The sequence below is a fragment of the Sphingobium terrigena genome (assembly GCF_003591655.1).
GTDB classification, from domain to species: Bacteria; Pseudomonadota; Alphaproteobacteria; order Sphingomonadales; family Sphingomonadaceae; genus Sphingobium; species Sphingobium terrigena.
Genome location: NZ_QVRA01000028.1, coordinates 22,007 through 38,585 on the forward strand (window position 1 = coordinate 22,007; position 16,579 = coordinate 38,585).

The following is a 16,579-nucleotide window of genomic DNA, read 5'->3' on the forward strand; positions in this document are numbered from 1 at the left end:
CTGATGTTTATGCCTCGGCCGCCCGAGCGGGGATGCTTCCCGACCAAAAGGCGAACCGACTGTATCGTGCGGGCTGGCCACATGGGGTGGGGACTGCAGTCGCCATGGTCACGACTGATCTGATCACAATGCTGCGCGTAGCTCAGCGATGCGCGCGGTGCAGACCTCATGGACGAGCGCGCCTAGCTCCTCGACACGTTCGGCAAGCCAGGACAATTCCTCCTCGGTGATACGGTAATGTTTTGAGAAGCGCGCCTTCACATATGCATCCCTCAGCTGGATGAACTGAGCCTTTTGCTGCCGTGTTTCTCTCGGCCATGCGTGGATAAGGCGTGCCGAGGTACGCTCTGCCTGCGTTCGCAGGAACTTCAGATTGTGGACGTGGGGGGTATAGAAATTCATCACCAACAGCACGCAATGGTAGAGCCGCTCGCACGCCTGATTGAGAGTGAAGGCGGCATCTCGATACGCCTTCTGGGAAAGGAAGAAGTGGTATCCCTTCTGCGCATCTGTCGCCGCGGAAAACCAGTCATCGAAATATTCCTGGGCCAATTCGTAGGCTTGTTCCGGCGTCTTGGGTTTTGGCAGGAGAAGCTCCGTATCGTCGACCTCATAGAGCACAATGCCGTCGCGCCTGACGTCGATGAAGAAGGATCGACCGTGAGCGAGGCCATCATTCACCTCCTGCAAGGTGTGGATGATGAAGTTTACCGGCGTCTTCAAATTCTGAGTGATCGTTCGTTCACGGTCCAGGCGTTCGTCTGCCTTCTCCCAGTAATCAAACCGATCGGTCAGTTCCTTCTGGTTGACGATAATCAACAGGTCGAAATCCGACTGATATCCTTTCGCCGTATGCGGTTCATCGACCCAGCCGCCCCGTGCGTATGAACCATAGAGGATGATTTTCAGGATACGGCCAAGCTTGCGTTGCCCATCCGGCTTGCCGTGCGCGTCTTCGAATTCTTCGAACAGAATCTGAACCACGCGATCGAGTTCGCGTCGCTTCGCCAGTGGGAGATGATCGAGTTCTGTTCGCATGGTGATCCTGATTCTAGCTCTTCGCGACTATGCCGCATTCCTCCGGTGTCGCATCATGGTTCGATATATTGTTTGCCAAAATGCTCGGCGAGTTGCGTTGCCTGCGCTGGTGTTAGGGGTATCTTCCGGATCGCGGTTTCGGCGATGGCGTCCGATGCCCGGTCGAACAGGGCGACACAGCGCTGATTGTCGAAGCGGGACGTGTAAAGGATGCCATCGGCCATGGTCGTGGCATAAACCTCCGCACTTACCGCCCAGGTCTTCTTGTATGCGTCGCCATGCAGGTCCGTGAAGGACAGGCCATGCGCCGACACGCCGGCATCGACCAAGGGATAAAGTTTGAGCGCCCTCGTCGTTTCGAGTTCGCTGCGGACACGCACTTCGACCGCACTGGACAACACATAGGAAACCGCGGGCAAGCGGACCAGGGTCTCGCCAAAGGCTGTCTCAAGCGATCGCGCCGCGTAAAGTACCTTGTAGCTGCCGTCCGGAGAATCAAATCGGAACTCGGGGAGAACACCCGTTGGACCGAAGAAAATCGGATCATGGGCGATGCGGTGGATGCGATGCAGGCGCACCCCGGCATCGATCCGCCGCAGTCGAACTCCTGCCACGGGCGGCTAGGCCGACCAGCTTGAGGCCAACGCGACAAGCTGGCGCAGAGCCCCGGCATCCGGTCGCTTGGCCAGCAGTTGCAGCATCGTTTCGGACTGCTCGCCATAGCCGTCGAGCGGTGTCGTCAGCAGCATAAGCTGCTCCCAGGGGTTCATATCGCCGAGGGCTTCCAGCACGAGCTTGAGACTGCTGACCGTCTCGCCGTCCACGAACTGGGCGGCCGGATAACGAGTCTCGGTCCCATAGGGCACGCCCAGGATTTGGCGGCGCTGGCGTTGCTTGTCGATGGCGGCCGCGCTCACGCCAAGCATCGTGGCAACATGCGCGCGATCGAGCATCCCACCCGCTCGATCCGCCATTTCCTCGCGGACCCTGGCGGTCTTGTCGCGCGCAGCCTTGATGGCGTCCAGATCGGAAGGTGAGTCCGGTGCAATATCCCTACGCGCCACGCTGAGCGCGTGCCGCGGGTCGGCGTCGCTACCGACAATATCGGCCAACGTATCCTCGCTGGCAGACTCGACGGCCTTTGCGATAGCCTTGGTCAGCACCTCAAGCGCCCGACGACGGAGCGTATCATTTGCCCCAACTGACGCCGTAAGGCGCGATCGGGAGACTGGGCGACGTGCCGGTATGGGTGCGGTAGTGGCCATATCTGTCCTTCCTGTCTTCCATATAGCAACAGATGACAGGTGGGACAAGTGCATTGGCTCAGCCATGGCTGGCCACGCGAGCGCATTGCATCGACCAGATATCCGGAGGGGAGGGAGCGGTCGTGGCTTGAGGAGGTTGGCTATGCGCCACGAATTTTTCCCCTCGAATCCAGATCGGCGATTCCAAAAGCGTGCGGATTTTGCTACAGCCGTCACGCACAGGAATGCGGATCAAATGTCGCCAGATTCTGCCACGAATACAGATGAACCGGTCGCCCCGGCCGAGGAGGGGGTTCGGCCGCGCGCCTCGGACTATCTGTGGCGGCCGTGGTACGCGAAGCTTTGGTGGGCTGCGATCCCGATCTATTGGGCCGGGATGGCAGCGTCCTTGAAGGTTCCGCCACTGCAGGACTTCTACGCAAGCGCGCTCGCCGGATATTTCAACGTCTTGTTCTTCCCGATGACCGCGCTGATGGTGTTGGGCGTTGGATATGCGCGTGTCGTCCTCGATCGCTTGGCAGAGGAATCCGTTCCCGGCGAGCCAAGTGATCATGACTTCGGACCAGGGCGTCGAGTTGGAGCGCCACCTCCGGGTTTCGATCCACTGGATCCACGCTCTGGTGCGCTTTGGATCGGCAACCCGTCGAATATTTTGAGGCAGTACCCGCGCCACTAACGCTTCTTGAATTCGGGATCGCCATCGAACGGCCCGTTAGCCAGGTCGTTGGAAAAGCGGCCGCTACCAAGCACCGACGATTGCTCAATCGACGTTAGCGGTCCAGTCAGGTCAGCAGTTCCGCGGCCTGAATCAGCTTCCCCAAGATAGCGGTTCCGAAGTCCCTCTGGTCCCAAAATCCGGCCGGACAACGTGTCGGTGAAAGTCTGCTCCGGATTTGGGCTACGCGCTGCGGCACGTTCAGCCTCAGCAATCGCATTCCGAACATCATAGTTTATGATATCGAGATTGGCCTGAGCCGTTTCACTCGTCGCCCCCGTATCGGTGCTGCTGAATCCTAATTCGCCTCCGATCTTCCCTGATGTTGATTTTGCTGTTTTTCCCTGGCCACCGCGACCGCCCGATGTTTGTGTCGTGTCGACACTCCCACCAATCTGAGCACCAACCGTCGTTCCCATGATCGTTTGGTCCTGAGCGCTCCGTGTGACGGACCGCTGCCAACCGGTCTGGGCGATCACGGCCTGAACATCACGCTGAAGCGTGTCGGCAACCTGCGGCTTCAGCCGCCAATCGCCCTTTCGGTCCATCTCGAACCCGCCGCGAAGCCAATTCGCCATGGCTGCGTGGCCTTCCTCGCCGCCGCCCATGAAATGCTCGATCGTGTCCGGGCCAGCCTGCTTGCCTGCCTCGAACCGTGTGCTCGTATCGCTGCGTGCCGACTGCTGGAACCCCGCGCTGCTCGAGACCAGCAGGTCGTTCTCCGCAAAGCTGAAGCGGGCGGACCCACCATTCGCGAGCGCTCCAGCCTGGCTCTCGTTGATGAGGCCAGCACGAAGGAGCTGCCCCGCTTGGTCCGGCGTGACGTTCATCGCGAGATCGCCATTTTGCGCCATCGCCAACTCGCGCTTCGACATGGTGATGCCGTGGCCGCGTAGTAGCCCCTGCATTCGGCTGAGCCGCTCGTTCTCGACGATACGCGACATGCGTTCGTTGCCGGCGCGATCGGCGATACCGGCGGCGCCGCCTTCCGCCATATCGACCTGATTGCCGGCCGTTCGGCTCAGCGCCTGGATGAAGCTGTCGAGGCGCGCAGCCTCGCGCGTCGAGACGCCGGCCGCTGCGGCACCCTCGGCAAACCCGAAATTGTCGGACTGCCGGCGCTGCTCTCCGATCCGCGCCGCCGCGCGCGTGCCACCGGTTCCCACCTCGCGCTGGGCATCAAGCTTGCCCGAGCGCTCCGCAAAGTCATAGCCAGCGGCCTCGCGGGTCCGGCCATAGACACTGGTGCCCTCACGGGCTGCCTCGGAGGTCGCACCGTCCGCGGTGCCGACCTGGGTCGCAGCATTGTAGGTTTCGAGGGCGTGAAGCACCTGCGCCTCGTTGCGGCCAGTTGCGCGGGAGAGCTGGGAGATGGCGGAGCTGCGGGCTTCGCCGGAAAGCGCGTTGACGAAGCTGATGCGGCGCGCGGTTTCCTGCGGCGAGAGGCCGAGCATCTGCGCGGCGTCGCGTTGACCCTGGTTGGTCCCGGTGCGCAGCGCCTGCTCGGTCGCGACATTGCCGCGCTCGATGCCTGCGACATTGTCTCCGGCGAAGTCCCGCCGGCCTTCCATCGCACCGACGTGGACCTGCGCCGACGTCAGATCGTTGGCGAGCATCTGTTCCTGGTCATAGGTATTGGCGATCAGCTTGGCGAAGGTCGGATCGGATTGCGCCTCGCCGATCACGCCCGACGCCTTCAACTCGGCATCCTTCGCCGAATAGCCGCCGCGCTCGAAATGCCGCGTCGCCGCCTGCATCATCATCCCGTAAGCGCGCTGGTCGCCGAACGCGCGCCATTGGACCAGGTTCTGCGCAAATGCGCCGAACGCCTTCTCGCCCGCCTCGCCCCCGCCGAAATAATTGGTGCCAAGACGCCGGAGCGCGTCCTTCTCCGCGAACTGGTGGATCGCGCTGGTTGCGGCATTGGCCTGGACCGCGCGCGCTACCTGCGGGTCGCCCAGGTCGCGACCGTTCAACGCGGGCGCCAGGCTGCCCATCTGCCGAGCACCCTCGATGCCGCCGAGCGCGAACGCCGTGCCTCCGGCCGTGCCGGGCCGCTCCCCGAGGATTCGGTTGGCTTCGCCGAAGGCGCGGTTGGTGCCGAAGGTGGAACGCTCGCCGAAATCCCCGAAGCTCGCAGCCGCACCAGCCCGGGCGCGGGTGCCGGAGGCCGACGCCTGGCTCTCAAGCGCCGACGCATAGCCCTCGGTGGTTGCCATGGGAGCCGCCGCGGCGGTGCCCTGGCCGGCGACACCAAGCGCACCGCTGGTGAAGGACGTGAACACATTGCCCGAGAACCGGAACACCGTGAACACGAACGCGCCGGCGAGGCCCGCTGCCGCCGTGCGGAAACTGCCGAAGATCGCCAGAGCCTTCATCGCAGCTGAAGGCGCCAGCAGCCAGGCATTGGCGCCGAGCGCGTTCGACCGCATTTCCTCGAGCACGTCGGCAGAGCGGCCGAGCGTCAGCTGATAAATCCCGGCATCGATTACGCCCCAGAGCGCGACGAACACGAACAGGCCGAGAGCGAAGCTTGCGACGCGCAGGTTTATCGGCGTCAGGATGAACAGCAGCGCGACCGGGATCATGAACAGCATGATCCCGAACACGGTCGCGCGGATCGTCGGCATCCACTCGTTCGCGACCGACATGGTCGCCAGCCCGTTCGATACCACTGCGCGATTGGCCATCACGCGCGCCGCCGTTGCCGGTGAATCCTCGAACAGCACGTCGCCCACGGTGTTGCCGAGCAGGATATGGGTCATCAGCGCCTGGGTGGTGAGCGGACGCCCGAGCATCATCTGGCCCATCTCGCCCAGTTGCTCGCGGCATCGCGCGAGCTGTTGGGCGTTGCCGGTGTCGAACCCGGTCCGCGCGCAGACCTGGCGGCTATAGCCCTCGAACAGGGCCGGGTCGGACAGCCGATCCGAAATATGCGCCCAGGCGTCGGTACAGCTCACCGTCGTGCCGCCCTTGTCGGTCTCCGTATAGACCGTCGAGAAGGTCGCAGGTCCTGCCATCGCCGCAAATGCTGCTGGCAGGTCGGTGGTGGTGCGGAACAGCTTGTCATCGTCGACGCCATAGGCAGCCGAGACGCGCGCAACCGGATAGCATTGGCGGACATAGTCCTTGATCGTCGCGTCGAGGAAGGTGTCGGTCATGGGACCGCGTGGACTGACGGCGTTGAGGAAAAGATCGAACGAATGGCCGCCGGCGCCGAACTCGATTTTCGCATCCGGATCGAGCGTATTGTCGTCGATCGTCTCGACCAGCGCGCGCTCGATCATGTTGGTCGCGCCCGCCACCAGCACCAGCAGGACGGGCACGTCGCCGACCGGCTGATAAGCATTGCGGACGCGGTCATAGACATGGACCGTCCCGGTGGTGGCGACGAGCCCGACGAACAGCCCGACGCCGATGAGGATCTGAAATCCGAACGCGACCAATCCCATGCCGGAACCCCGGACGCTGGCGAGCAGCGCGCCCAGACCGATGCCGACAGTCGCGACGATCAGCACCAGCGTCTCGTAACGCGGATCGGCGAAAATCATCGAGACCAAGCGGAACGCATCGACGGTCTCGGCGAAACCGTCATAGGTGTGGAAGCTGGTATCGACCGCCAGGGCCGGGGTCGCGGCAAGCAGCGCGGGCAGGGGGGCGAGAGCTCTGGTGAGGCGGCGCACGGCGATCTCCTCGGCTATTGGTTGCGTGCGGCGGCGGCGCCGGCGGCGTCGCGCGCATCGCGGTCGCGCTGGCGGATCAGGCCCGCATAGTTGGCGGAGAGGTTCGCCTGGTTGAGCGCCGCCATGTAGCTCTGGCGCATCTGCGCGCGCTGACGCAGCACCTCATCGCGCAGGTCGCGCAGCTGCTCGATCCCTTTGACGAGAATCCGCGTCTGACAAATATTGGCGCTGTTGCCGTCCGCGGCACCCGCCGCGCTGGCGCCCCGCTCGGCATTGCTCACGGCGAAGTCGATGGAGCGCGTGAGATCGTTGAGCATCTGATAGGCGAGGGTCAGCGCCACCAGCTCATCGGTGTCGCCGATCACCGAATCCACCACGCCCTGGCGAACGCCCCATTCCAGCATGCGATAAACGGGCAGCGTCCGGACATTGGCGACGAACTGCCGCTCCTCGGCAGAGAGCGCGGCGCGCGTGCGGATCTTGGTGGCGATCGACTGCATCCGCTCGCGCGCAAGGACCAGCGCGCCGCGGCCGGGGCCATCCTGCGAACAATCGGCGCCGGTCGGCGGCACGTTCAATGTTCGCTTCTGCACGCGTCCAGTCAGGAAATCCTGCGCACTTTCGGTGTCTTGCGCCGGGCATTGGGGAATAGCCGTGAACAGCGGAACTTTGTCCGCGGGGTCCCAGCGCATATAGACGTCGCCGACCCTGGCGCGCATCACGCTCGCCCAGTCGCCCGCGCCGACGCGAGTGGCGGCATGGCTCAAGAGCGAACCGGTGCGGAAGATCTCGGTCACTTCGGCCGGGCAGTTGGTCAGAGAATCGCGCAGATCCTCGGTCGGATTATTGTTGTTAGCCTCGATCCGCTCGCGGCTCTGCTGATAGCTCTTCGAGAAGCCTTGCTTGACCGAGCGATAGCCGGTCATCTCCTCGATGATGCCGGACATATTGTCGTCGCCCTTGGCGATCTGGACCATGCGGTTGGCGAGCCGGCAATCATTGACCTGGATCGAATTGAGGAAGTTGGTCGCCGCTTCCATCTTCGAGATGATGTTCCCCATTTTCTCGTCGAGCGTTTCGAGCAGGTACTGAAAGGCGACGGCGGGGGCGGCCTGAAGGATGCTCTCCAGCTTCTGGACCAGATAATCGGGATCGAGGAACGACATGCCGCCCAGGAACATGTCGATGCCGCCGCAGCCGGCCTTCACCTTGGGCAACGTCACCGACATCAGATAGTCGTTGTGGACATCGACCCGGCCCGACATCCCGCCGGCCGTCACATAGCCGCGGGTCTGATCCTCGAAGCTGCCGGGGCTCGTGTAGGTGACATTGTCGAACCAGCTCTCGGCCCAACTCTGCGCGCTCGCCGGTGCGGCACTCGCGCCGATCGCGAGGATGAGCCCCGTGAAGAGGATGCGGACGCGGGGAAGCGCTAGAAACATGGCGGGCTCCTGTTGAGATCAAAGGGGAGGGGAGGTGCTGCGCCCGCCATTGCTCAGCGCCTTCCTTGCGGTCGCGCCGGCACCCCGACGATGCCGGTGAACTTCGACATGGCGCGCACGCCCACTGCGGGCCGGACGCCCGTCAGCATCTTCGCCGCCAGATAGAGGTTGCGCGCGAGATTGGGTCCGTGATCGGTTCCGACCGCGATCGGCACGACGCGCCCTGCGTCGGCGATCGGCCGCGCCCAGGCGACCGGGTTCCCGACCCAGGGCAGGCCCAGCCGTCCCGAGCGGATCATCGCTTCCTGGGCGCTGATCGTTCGGACCTGCCAGCCATATCGCTGTCCGAGCGTGGTGAGCTTGGTCCAGAGATCGCCACATGGAACGCAACCCGGGCTCGTGGTCATCTCGATGACGAACGCCGGTCCCTGACCACGCAGCGTGGCGTTGAAATCGTCCGGGAAATCACGCGTCACCGGAACCCGCGACAACCAGGCCTGCATGGTATTGCTGTCCGCGACCGGATGGATCGCGGCCCGCATGGCCTGCTCGCGCGTAACAGTCTGGGCAGCCGCAGCCGACCCGGTGGCGATCACGATGCCGGGAATGCCGATCAGGACGGCGAGCTTGATCATCGATCCGGCCTCACACTGGCATCGACAAGGTCGCCACCCAAGGCGCGTGGATCGGTCGCCGAGACCGGTCCGTTGCCGAGCGCGTCGAAAAATCCGTCATCCTCGCCGGGACCGGTCAGGAACTGTTCGGGGCGGATGTTGCCGCGCAGCAGCCGCACCGCCTGATAGGCCATTTGCGCTAGATTGGGGTATGCCTCGACGCCGCTCGCAATCACCATGCGCTGCGGGCTGCCGCGGCGGATGACCATCGTGGTCGGCGTGATCTCGACGCCGAACCGTTGCCCGACCTCGGGCCGCTTGCCGACGTCCATCAAGGTGACCTGCCAGCCCATCTCCTCCTGGAAGCGCTGGACGATGGGCCATTGGACGCGGCAATAGCCGCAGGTCGATCGCGAAAACATGACCAGCGCAAATTCGCCCGCATGCGCCCGAAGATAAGCACGGCGGATCGCGTCCTTTTCCGCAGTGAGTTCGGCGCGGGCATCGCCGACCATCGGGTTGGCCGACTTCGAATTAAGCTCGGGATGCTGGAGCATCGCCAATTGTGTCACGCCGGCGAATGCCCGTGCCTTTCGTCGCGCAAAGTCCTGCAGCCGCCAGAAGTCGGCGACCGCGTCGACCGTCAGCACGGTTGCGGCATAATCGCGCTGCTGCTCGATCAGCTTGCGGATCTTGGGCGGGGTCCAGGTCGCGAGCTCCGCCATTGGCGGGATGGCCGGCTTCTGCAGCGCGTCTGGGTCATCCGACGGCGGCGAGGCCGGTTTGGGCGCTTCGTACCACCAATAGCCCTGCTTGAGTGTCGGGCGCGGCGCGGGCGCGGCGGTAGAGCTTTGCGCAAGCGCGGGCGTGGCTGAGAGCAGACCCATGGCAGCAGTCGCCACGATGATGTGAGTATGGCGCGCGTTCACAGCAGCCGCTCCATCCGCGTCAGCTTGGCTGCGGGCACCAGGCCGAAATAGCGGCTGTCGAACCCGCGGGGATGATGCGAGCCGACATAGATCATGCCGGGCGGGATCACGCCGCTCCACTGCATATGCTCGAGCTTCACGCCGTGGATGCCATAGGGAAGACTGACGCCGAGTAGATGGCCGTTGCAGAAATAGTGACCGTCCCATGCCTTGGGCGCGCCGATCGACGGCGTCACGATCATGGTCAGGCGCTCACCTGGCATGCACAGGGCATATTTGGTCACATTGACGGGCTTGGGTCCGGTGATCGGGTGGCGGAGCGTGAACATCACATAGTCGCCCTTGGCGATTGGCCCGGGCGCTTTGCGCACCGCAAAGGCCTCGATCGAAGGGCTCATCACCAGGCTGACCTTGGGAAGGGCGATTGCTGCGAGGAGGGCCACCGGCAGCACGAAGGCGAGCGCCCGCCACAGGCGGGTCGGTCGCGCCGGCTCGCCAAGGCCGGGCGCGCCAAGCGCGATTGCCGCCTTGCCCGGCAATCGCCGGAGCCGCGGCCAAAGCCCGAGGATGGCGCTAGCGAGCGCCCAGAAGAGCCTGAGCATCACGCACCTCCTTGTCGCCGCCCAACCGGGCATATTCCTCGAACAGACCCGAGAGCGCGCTGTCGCCATAGACGACGTGGCGTGCTCTCGGGCTCTCATCCTCCCGCTCGCAATAGGCCTGGATCGGGTCGCCCGGAATCATCGCCAGTGCCGGCACCCTGCTGACGCCGTGCTGACGGAACACGATAGGATCGACGATGAGCTGGACGCCCCGCATCGCGCAAGACGGCCCCTCGCAGCCGGGATCGATCCGTAGAATCTCAGCCGACAATTTCGCCATCGGCCCCACCTTATGGAGGCCGCCCGGCATCCCGCGAAAGGCGAGCACGCCATGCACACGCTCGAGCTGCGCGGCGTAGGTTCGCAGGATCGGCACAGGAATCGACGAGGAGACGAACAGCACCGGCACCCACGCCTTGATCGCGGGGGAGGGGCCTGCCTTGGCCACTGCCTCCATCTCGGCCGGTTCAAGCCCGAGTGCCTGGCGCAAGCGCTTGGCCTGCGCCTCACGCTCTTGCGCCATCCGCGCCTCGCCGGCGGCCAGGGCGGCGCGGGCGCGCGCGTCGAGTGCCGGCGACGAAACGCGGCTGCGAAGCCCTTCAAACGCGCGTCGACGCTCTGCCTCGCTGGGGTTGGGTGGCAGTTTTGGGTCCGGCACGTCCGCGTGCCCCTCCTTTGCGCGCGTGACAGCGCCTTTCACGCGCTCCATCGCAGCGTCGCCCTGATCCTGGATGCGCTCGCGCGCGGAATCCTGGGCGAGCGCCGCGGTCGCTATGGCAAGGCCAGCCAGGGCAAGGGCGCTATTCGCCGACCGCCTTGAGATACGCATCGACGCGCTCCTTCATATCGATCTGGATGTCGGACTGGGCGCGGGCCTCGATGTCCGCATAATATTCGGAGAGATCCATCTTGCTGAAATCCAGCGCCTGGAACTCTTCGGGCGTGAAACCCCGGCACATCGGTTTCTTGGGCGTGCCCCACAGATTACCGTTGAACGCCTTGAGCTGGGGGCGGCCCTGCTCCTGGATGATCCGGCCGAGCTTGGTATTGAAGCAGCAATGGCCGCGCGCCTTTTGCAGGCAGATGCCGAGAAAGCTTGAGGTGCAATAGCTGCCGACCTCGTGGCACATGCCCGAGCCGCGCAGCATGCCGACCTCCATATCCTGTTGGTCGCAGCCCTGGAGCAGCACCTCGATCATGAAGTTGACCGCGAGGCTGATCGCGATCGAGGTCGGATCAAGGCCGATGATCAGCGCATTGGCGCCGGCGTTCGCCGCCTGGCCTGCCGTCGCCCCGGCACGGAAGGCTGTATAAGCCGCGCTCATGCCGGTGAAGACGCCCTTGGCGACCGCGATCTTGGTGCCGATCGAACCGACTGACGACCCCATGCCGTCCTTGACGATCTTGCCCTTGTCCTTGCAGCAGTTTGAAAGGGTGGTGCTGATCCCAGGGGGCCGGCAGCGCATCGCGCGGCCGCCGAAGATCTCGACCGTGCCCATGCAATTGCCATCGGCATCGACTGGACCGTCGGGCGCCGTCCCGGGATCCTCGATCGGGGGCTCCTCGACGATCGGATTGCTCGCGACATCGGCGCAGGCGTGCGGTGAGCAGGTCGCACCGCCATTTTTGGGCAAGCAGGAAAATTGTGGCCCGAGGGGGCAGCTAAAGTCGCCGCTAGGCGCAGCCAGGCAGGCGGTCTCCTCGAGTGGGCACTGATGCTGACCGCTTGTCGTGATGCTGCAATAGGCCATCTCGCCGGCATCGGCCGCGTCGCCGTTTCCGTTCAGATCGGCAGCGCACATCTGCTGTGCGTAGGCCGGGCGCGCCTGGCACGCCGCGACAAGGGCGCAGGCGAAGAGCATGGCATGCGCCGCGCCGCGCGGCGAGAGGAGCCAGCGCGCGATCATCGCACTGTTCCCGTGCAGACCAGGTCAGCGCCGCCGAGGCGCACGGTCTGCATCATGACGACAGCCTCGGGAAAATCGTCGAGACAGCCGCAGGCCGAGACGATCTCCTCGCCAGGGCCGGTTGGACAGACATTGTCGGTTCCGCAAGCATGATAGAAGGTGTCGTAGGCAGCGGGATTGTTCTGCAGGTTGCCGACGACCCCGGCAGGGGCCGCGGCGGTATTCACGCGCGGGGCGCGGGTCTTGCAGATGGGTTCGCAGGCCGGCACGCTGCCGCGATCGGGCAGGCTGAATGGCCGTGTCGTTTCCGCGAAACTGCCATCGCCCTGGCGTGCCCGGTCGGCCAGCATCGTCTCGGTCGAATGGTCGATGATGTACGTGCCGCGGCTTGTGTCTGGTTTCGGTAGTGCGTTGCTGTCGATCTCGCAGCGATAGGTCCGGTCCTTCTGGAAGAAGTCCCGCGTGAGCGATACCGGGCAGGTTTCCGTGCCGAGGAGTCGCGTCTGGGGCAGCGGGCGTAGTCCCGTACTGATGCCGTTGCGGAAAGTCTGGACGCCGTCGACCAACTCGCTGTCGACCTTGCATTTGGGATCGGCGGCGATCGCGCCGCAGCGATCGACCAGTTGCTCGACGGTCTTGCAGCTATCGTCGACAACGACATGGACCTGTGCCGAGCCCTCGCCGCCCTCGCCGACGGCCACGCGCAGCCAGATTTCGTGGTCACCGGGGGTAAGCCAGGGTTTCAGATCGAGATTGGGATAGGCGTAGAAGGTCTTCTTCTTCTCGCATCCGCTAGGCGGGAAGCCGGTCGACGTCCATGGGCTCGGACCGGACGCGACAAGCGTCCCGTCGATCCGGACCTGCGCCCAATCGTCCGCATAATATTGCGCAAGCCGTGCTTCGACGATGCGATCAGGGTCCCCGACGCGCAACGTCATCCTGAAGTCGAATAGCCGGCAGCTTCCGCCCGCGAGGCTGTTGTCATTGGGTGAGCCGAGATAGAAATCGAGCGAAGTGCCGTCCTTGATCGTCGCATAGCCACCACTCGTGCGGCTGATGACGTCGTCGGCGCCGGTCTTGATCACGGTCACCTGGCGCTCGATCGTGCAGTGACGCATCTGCTGGGCGGTGCTCATCCCGACGGGCGACCCGGCAAGCGCCTGGAAGATTGTGTTGCCGCTCGACGCGACGAAGGCATCGCCGGCCAGCGCGGAAGGGTTGGCGCGATAGCCGGTCTGGGCAAGCGAGGGATCGCTGGTGCAAGCGGTCGACTGGGCGCCGACATAGCGGATCGCGGGTCCGTCGATCACCGCTTGCGCGACACCAATGCGCGGGTCAGCCGTGGTGAGGGCGCCGATCATGCCGCCGCCCAGGTCCCCGAGCACCGACGGCATGTTGGACCAGGCGAGATTGGCGCCGCAGCTATTGTTGATGCAGTAGCAGCCGCCGAGCGCGGGCATGTCGACCTGTGTGAGCTTCAGGTTGCGGGCGCTATCGACGTCCCACCGGAAATAGTTGCACTGGTTCCACGTGCCGGGCTGGCACGAGATCACCCCATTCGCGCAAATCCCCGAAACCGGCACGGGCAGGTTGATGCGGCTGTCGACCGTGCCATCGAGATCGGTATCACGCGCGATCTGGACCATTCCGAGATCGCCGGAGGATGCCGGCTGCACCAGCACCTCCATCAGCGTCGCCGTCTTCTGGCAGGCGAGATTAGGCGTAAATGCCTTGCTGGAATCGACCGTCGTGATCGGCTGGCCCGACAGACCCGGCGTCACATAGTTGCGCTGGATCGCCTCGCTGTCCCCGGATTTGGCGCGCGCGGCTTCAGCCGCGGTACGCGCGCGTTCCTCCATCGTCTGGGCGAGCAATGGTGCTGTGGAGAAAAGGGTGGCCAGCGCGGTCGCCTTCACGGTCCAGACCAGGGGGAGCAGCCCGGACCGCCAGGGGAGCGTGACGGCCGCGCTGGCCGTAGGTGGAGCGACGCCGCGGGGGGACATCGGCGCCGCTCCCGCCTCGCGTGCGCGCCAGCGGCCGTAGAGGCCTTGGCGGACAGACCCCCGGTTATTGCCGGCAGCGTGCGCGAGACGTTCGAGATGGGATTTGGGGGGAAGCTTGTCCGTCATGGCACCGGGATTCCGGCGCAGCAGATCATTTTTTCGAAAAGCATGAACTGGGCGTTGTCCTTGCCGGGCGCGTGCTTGCCGCTCGTCCAGAGCGCACCGGGCCGCCCGATATTGACGCATTTTCCGCCTTTGACGGGCTCCATCAGCTGGAGCTTGTAGCGGGACTTGGTCCAGATCGGGCTGGGCTTGAACGAGCAGCCATCGGACGAGCTGATCGTAAGCGCGCCCAGGCGGCCCATCATGAACGTGCCGCGCGCAGCGAGCCCGGCCCAGGCCTCGACGCTGTCGTCGAAATGAATGTCGCCGGCGATCGGATAGGTCGCGCCCCACGACCCCATGCACCAGAAGAGCGGATCGATCACCTTGCCAGCGGCGGCGGCTGCGCTGTCGCCCATGCACGCGAGGCCGGCCGCGGGGTTTCCGAACAATATGCCCTCGGGCTGGATGATCGCGCCCAATGTGCCCGACTGCCAGGTCGGCAGGATTTCGGTGATCAGCGCCACGTCGAACCCGTCATCTTCCAGGCATGGGAGATCGGTGAACATGTCGAGCATCGCCCAGACCGGCGAGATGTAATAATGCATCTGCGCGAACATCTTGCGCGTGTTGGTTCCATCCGAGATCGAGGATTGGCTGCCCTGGAGCTTGCCGCCGGTGGGCATGAGATCGGCGCCGAGCGCCATCATGCAGCCCGGCTCGGTCACCACATCGACCATACGGTTGGGCGACCAGTAGGAGACCTTGACGCCGAACCAGAACTGGACGCCCTTGCGGCAGGCGCAAAGCGGCTTCGACGCAGACTGTGCATCCAGCGCCTTGTCGAGCTTGTCGAAGCTGCCGATGCGAACGCCACCGACCGTGATCGGGAAGATGCAGGTCCAGCGCACCTTGGTGATCGGATTGAAGACCGTGCCGGTCTCGCATTTCGAGGCATGGGCCTGGCTCGGCCAGGCGAGCGTGCCCGCGAGGCCAATGGCGAGGCCGATGAGGAAGATCTGCCAGCGCCGGATCATTGCGCGCCTCCCGCGGCACCGAGGGGCAGCCTTCGGCTGCGCGGCCCGAACTCGGTCAGCACCAGCTTCTGGCCTGCCTGCGCGACCACGACCGGCGCGACCGTCAGCCCGAGCCGTTCCTTCACGCGCTCCTCCAGGATGTAGATCGCGCGGCCCGTCTTCTCGGTGAGCGTGATCGGATCACCGCTCTCGCCGCCCAGCGCCGTCAGCAGGATGAAGTCGCTCGGCCGTGCGGTCCGAAGCGCCCAGCCAAGGTCGCGCGGATGCACCACCACCAGCCGCTGCGGTAGCTTGACGAAGGTGAGAGGGTTGAAGGTGAAGCCCTTAGGGTAGAGCGTCTTGCCGTCCGGCAATTGGATGTCGAAGTCGAGCGTATAGAAGGGGACCACGGTCCGCACCCGATCGGCGGTAGCCGGCGCCAGCGCCGCGGATTTAAGGGCGCTCCACTTCGCCCGCGGACCGAAAGCCTTGGACATGTCGCGCGGCAATGTGGCGACCTTGGCTTCGATTTCGGAGAGCGCGTCGGGCTCGGCGATCAGCCAGGTCCTACCAATCGTGCTTCGTCCGGTCGGCGCCGTCTGCGCGTCCGCGGCAATGGCGAGTGCGCCTGCCGCGAGGATGAGCGCTGCGACGGTTGCCGCCTGGCCCAGCGCGACAAGACGCACGCGGGGCGGGAAGGGGAGATCAGCGGCCATTGCGGCGTCTCCAGTCGGTGGGAGGAGGATCCGGCAGGCCGACGAGCGCGCCGATCAACGATGCCCCGGAGACGAAGGTCACGAGCCAGACGATCATCCGCAGGTGCGTCGCAATGCCGGGCGCGAGCATCAGCAGATAGGTCTGCACAAACATCAGCACGAACCCGCCAACGGCGAGACGCACCGAGCTCGGCGACGGCTTTCCAGACAAAAGACCGCTCATGACGCCCTCCACCGCTTGAACCGGGTCAGCAGGCGCGCGCTCCAGGCCGAGAGGCCGAGCAGCAACAGGCCGCTCGCGAAGCACGAGGCCGCGACCAGTATGGCGGCGCGGGCGACCATCATGCCGGGCTGGTCAAGGGCGATCCCCGCGGCGGCGACAAGCGCGCCCATCATCACGGTCTCGATCGCGACCAGACGGAACTTCCAGCGGACCGACTCCGCTTCGCAGCGCGCCGCGACACGGGCCTCGATCTCGCGTTCGAGCCCGTCGGCAGACAGCTCGAGCGGCAACTGGTCGGGGTGGGACAAGTGGGAGCGGCCCATG

At 64.8% G+C, this 16,579-nt stretch carries 16 protein-coding genes; 1 reads left to right on the forward strand and 15 read right to left on the reverse strand.

Going from position 1 to position 16,579, the window contains the following annotated elements; all coding sequences use genetic code 11:
* Positions 1-123: 123 nt before the first annotated feature.
* The 3 genes from D0Z70_RS20475 to D0Z70_RS20485 are packed head-to-tail and all read right to left on the reverse strand — an operon-like array spanning position 124 to position 2,150.
* Positions 124-1,038, reverse strand: coding sequence for a HEPN domain-containing protein (locus tag D0Z70_RS20475; protein WP_119749697.1), 915 nt, complete (start codon positions 1,036-1,038; stop codon positions 124-126).
* A gap of 53 nt (positions 1,039-1,091) precedes the next feature.
* A complete protein-coding gene (locus D0Z70_RS20480; protein WP_119749699.1) occupies positions 1,092-1,652 on the reverse strand; it encodes an RES family NAD+ phosphorylase in 561 nt (186 codons plus the stop codon).
* Positions 1,653-1,658: 6 nt separating this feature from the next.
* Complete coding sequence (locus tag D0Z70_RS20485; RefSeq protein ID WP_239019056.1) at positions 1,659-2,150, reverse strand: hypothetical protein; 492 nt, start codon at positions 2,148-2,150, stop codon at positions 1,659-1,661.
* Between the two features lie 295 nt (positions 2,151-2,445).
* Between D0Z70_RS20485 and D0Z70_RS20490 the strand changes: the two genes are divergently transcribed.
* The gene (locus tag D0Z70_RS20490; protein ID WP_239019057.1) at positions 2,446-2,979 is read left to right on the forward strand and encodes a hypothetical protein; all 534 of its coding nucleotides are present in this window, start codon (positions 2,446-2,448) and stop codon (positions 2,977-2,979) included.
* On the opposite strand, the gene D0Z70_RS20495 is transcribed toward D0Z70_RS20490, so the two are convergent.
* From D0Z70_RS20495 to D0Z70_RS20550, 12 genes are all read right to left on the reverse strand, one after another.
* Positions 2,976-6,701, reverse strand: a complete 3,726-nt coding sequence (locus D0Z70_RS20495) for a conjugal transfer protein TraG N-terminal domain-containing protein (RefSeq protein WP_119749705.1) — start codon at positions 6,699-6,701, stop codon at positions 2,976-2,978. The genes D0Z70_RS20490 and D0Z70_RS20495 overlap by 4 nt on opposite strands.
* Before the next feature lie 14 nt (positions 6,702-6,715).
* Positions 6,716-8,143, reverse strand: coding sequence for a conjugal transfer protein TraH (locus D0Z70_RS20500; RefSeq protein ID WP_119749707.1), 1,428 nt, complete (start codon positions 8,141-8,143; stop codon positions 6,716-6,718).
* Between the two features lie 53 nt (positions 8,144-8,196).
* Positions 8,197-8,778: a hypothetical protein gene (locus D0Z70_RS20505; protein ID WP_220475678.1), complete on the reverse strand. Its 582-nt coding sequence runs from the start codon at positions 8,776-8,778 to the stop codon at positions 8,197-8,199.
* Complete coding sequence (locus D0Z70_RS20510; protein WP_119749709.1) at positions 8,775-9,644, reverse strand: conjugal transfer protein TraF; 870 nt, start codon at positions 9,642-9,644, stop codon at positions 8,775-8,777. The genes D0Z70_RS20505 and D0Z70_RS20510 overlap by 4 nt, the downstream gene beginning before the upstream one ends.
* 38 nt (positions 9,645-9,682) lie before the next feature.
* Positions 9,683-10,288, reverse strand: coding sequence for a S26 family signal peptidase (locus D0Z70_RS20515; RefSeq protein ID WP_119749711.1), 606 nt, complete (start codon positions 10,286-10,288; stop codon positions 9,683-9,685).
* The gene (locus tag D0Z70_RS20520; RefSeq protein WP_119749713.1) at positions 10,260-11,117 is read right to left on the reverse strand and encodes a type-F conjugative transfer system pilin assembly protein TrbC; all 858 of its coding nucleotides are present in this window, start codon (positions 11,115-11,117) and stop codon (positions 10,260-10,262) included. Before D0Z70_RS20520 ends, D0Z70_RS20515 begins: the two co-directional genes overlap by 29 nt.
* Positions 11,089-12,195 (reverse strand): conjugal transfer protein TraN, encoded by a 1,107-nt coding sequence (traN, locus tag D0Z70_RS20525; RefSeq protein ID WP_420820395.1) that lies wholly within the window; start codon positions 12,193-12,195, stop codon positions 11,089-11,091. The genes D0Z70_RS20520 and traN overlap by 29 nt, the downstream gene beginning before the upstream one ends.
* The gene (locus D0Z70_RS20530) at positions 12,192-14,054 is read right to left on the reverse strand and encodes a hypothetical protein (RefSeq protein ID WP_119749760.1); all 1,863 of its coding nucleotides are present in this window, start codon (positions 14,052-14,054) and stop codon (positions 12,192-12,194) included. Before D0Z70_RS20530 ends, traN begins: the two co-directional genes overlap by 4 nt.
* A gap of 266 nt (positions 14,055-14,320) precedes the next feature.
* A complete protein-coding gene (locus D0Z70_RS20535; protein WP_119749715.1) occupies positions 14,321-15,337 on the reverse strand; it encodes a TraU family protein in 1,017 nt (338 codons plus the stop codon).
* Entirely contained in the window at positions 15,334-16,032 is a 699-nt protein-coding gene (locus D0Z70_RS20540; protein ID WP_119749717.1) for a conjugal transfer protein TraW, read from the reverse strand. Before D0Z70_RS20540 ends, D0Z70_RS20535 begins: the two co-directional genes overlap by 4 nt.
* Complete coding sequence (locus D0Z70_RS20545) at positions 16,022-16,255, reverse strand: hypothetical protein (RefSeq protein ID WP_147418806.1); 234 nt, start codon at positions 16,253-16,255, stop codon at positions 16,022-16,024. The genes D0Z70_RS20540 and D0Z70_RS20545 overlap by 11 nt, the downstream gene beginning before the upstream one ends.
* Positions 16,252-16,578, reverse strand: coding sequence for a hypothetical protein (locus D0Z70_RS20550; protein ID WP_119749762.1), 327 nt, complete (start codon positions 16,576-16,578; stop codon positions 16,252-16,254). The genes D0Z70_RS20545 and D0Z70_RS20550 overlap by 4 nt, the downstream gene beginning before the upstream one ends.
* Position 16,579: the final 1 nt, after the last annotated feature.

Coding starts and splice junctions, on each gene's coding strand:
- D0Z70_RS20515 (WP_119749711.1), bottom strand. CDS start 10,288: ATGCTCAGGCTCTTCTGGGCGCTCGCTAGCGCCATCCTCGGGCTTTGG.
- traN (WP_420820395.1), bottom strand. CDS start 12,195: ATGATCGCGCGCTGGCTCCTCTCGCCGCGCGGCGCGGCGCATGCCATG.
- D0Z70_RS20530 (WP_119749760.1), bottom strand. CDS start 14,054: ATGGAGGAACGCGCGCGTACCGCGGCTGAAGCCGCGCGCGCCAAATCC.
- D0Z70_RS20540 (WP_119749717.1), bottom strand. CDS start 16,032: ATGGCCGCTGATCTCCCCTTCCCGCCCCGCGTGCGTCTTGTCGCGCTG.
- D0Z70_RS20535 (WP_119749715.1), bottom strand. CDS start 15,337: ATGATCCGGCGCTGGCAGATCTTCCTCATCGGCCTCGCCATTGGCCTC.
- D0Z70_RS20500 (WP_119749707.1), bottom strand. CDS start 8,143: ATGTTTCTAGCGCTTCCCCGCGTCCGCATCCTCTTCACGGGGCTCATC.
- D0Z70_RS20505 (WP_220475678.1), bottom strand. CDS start 8,778: ATGATCAAGCTCGCCGTCCTGATCGGCATTCCCGGCATCGTGATCGCC.
- D0Z70_RS20545 (WP_147418806.1), bottom strand. CDS start 16,255: ATGAGCGGTCTTTTGTCTGGAAAGCCGTCGCCGAGCTCGGTGCGTCTC.
- D0Z70_RS20510 (WP_119749709.1), bottom strand. CDS start 9,644: ATGGGTCTGCTCTCAGCCACGCCCGCGCTTGCGCAAAGCTCTACCGCC.
- D0Z70_RS20520 (WP_119749713.1), bottom strand. CDS start 11,117: ATGCGTATCTCAAGGCGGTCGGCGAATAGCGCCCTTGCCCTGGCTGGC.
- D0Z70_RS20490 (WP_239019057.1), top strand. CDS start 2,446: ATGCGCCACGAATTTTTCCCCTCGAATCCAGATCGGCGATTCCAAAAG.
- D0Z70_RS20475 (WP_119749697.1), bottom strand. CDS start 1,038: ATGCGAACAGAACTCGATCATCTCCCACTGGCGAAGCGACGCGAACTC.
- D0Z70_RS20550 (WP_119749762.1), bottom strand. CDS start 16,578: ATGGGCCGCTCCCACTTGTCCCACCCCGACCAGTTGCCGCTCGAGCTG.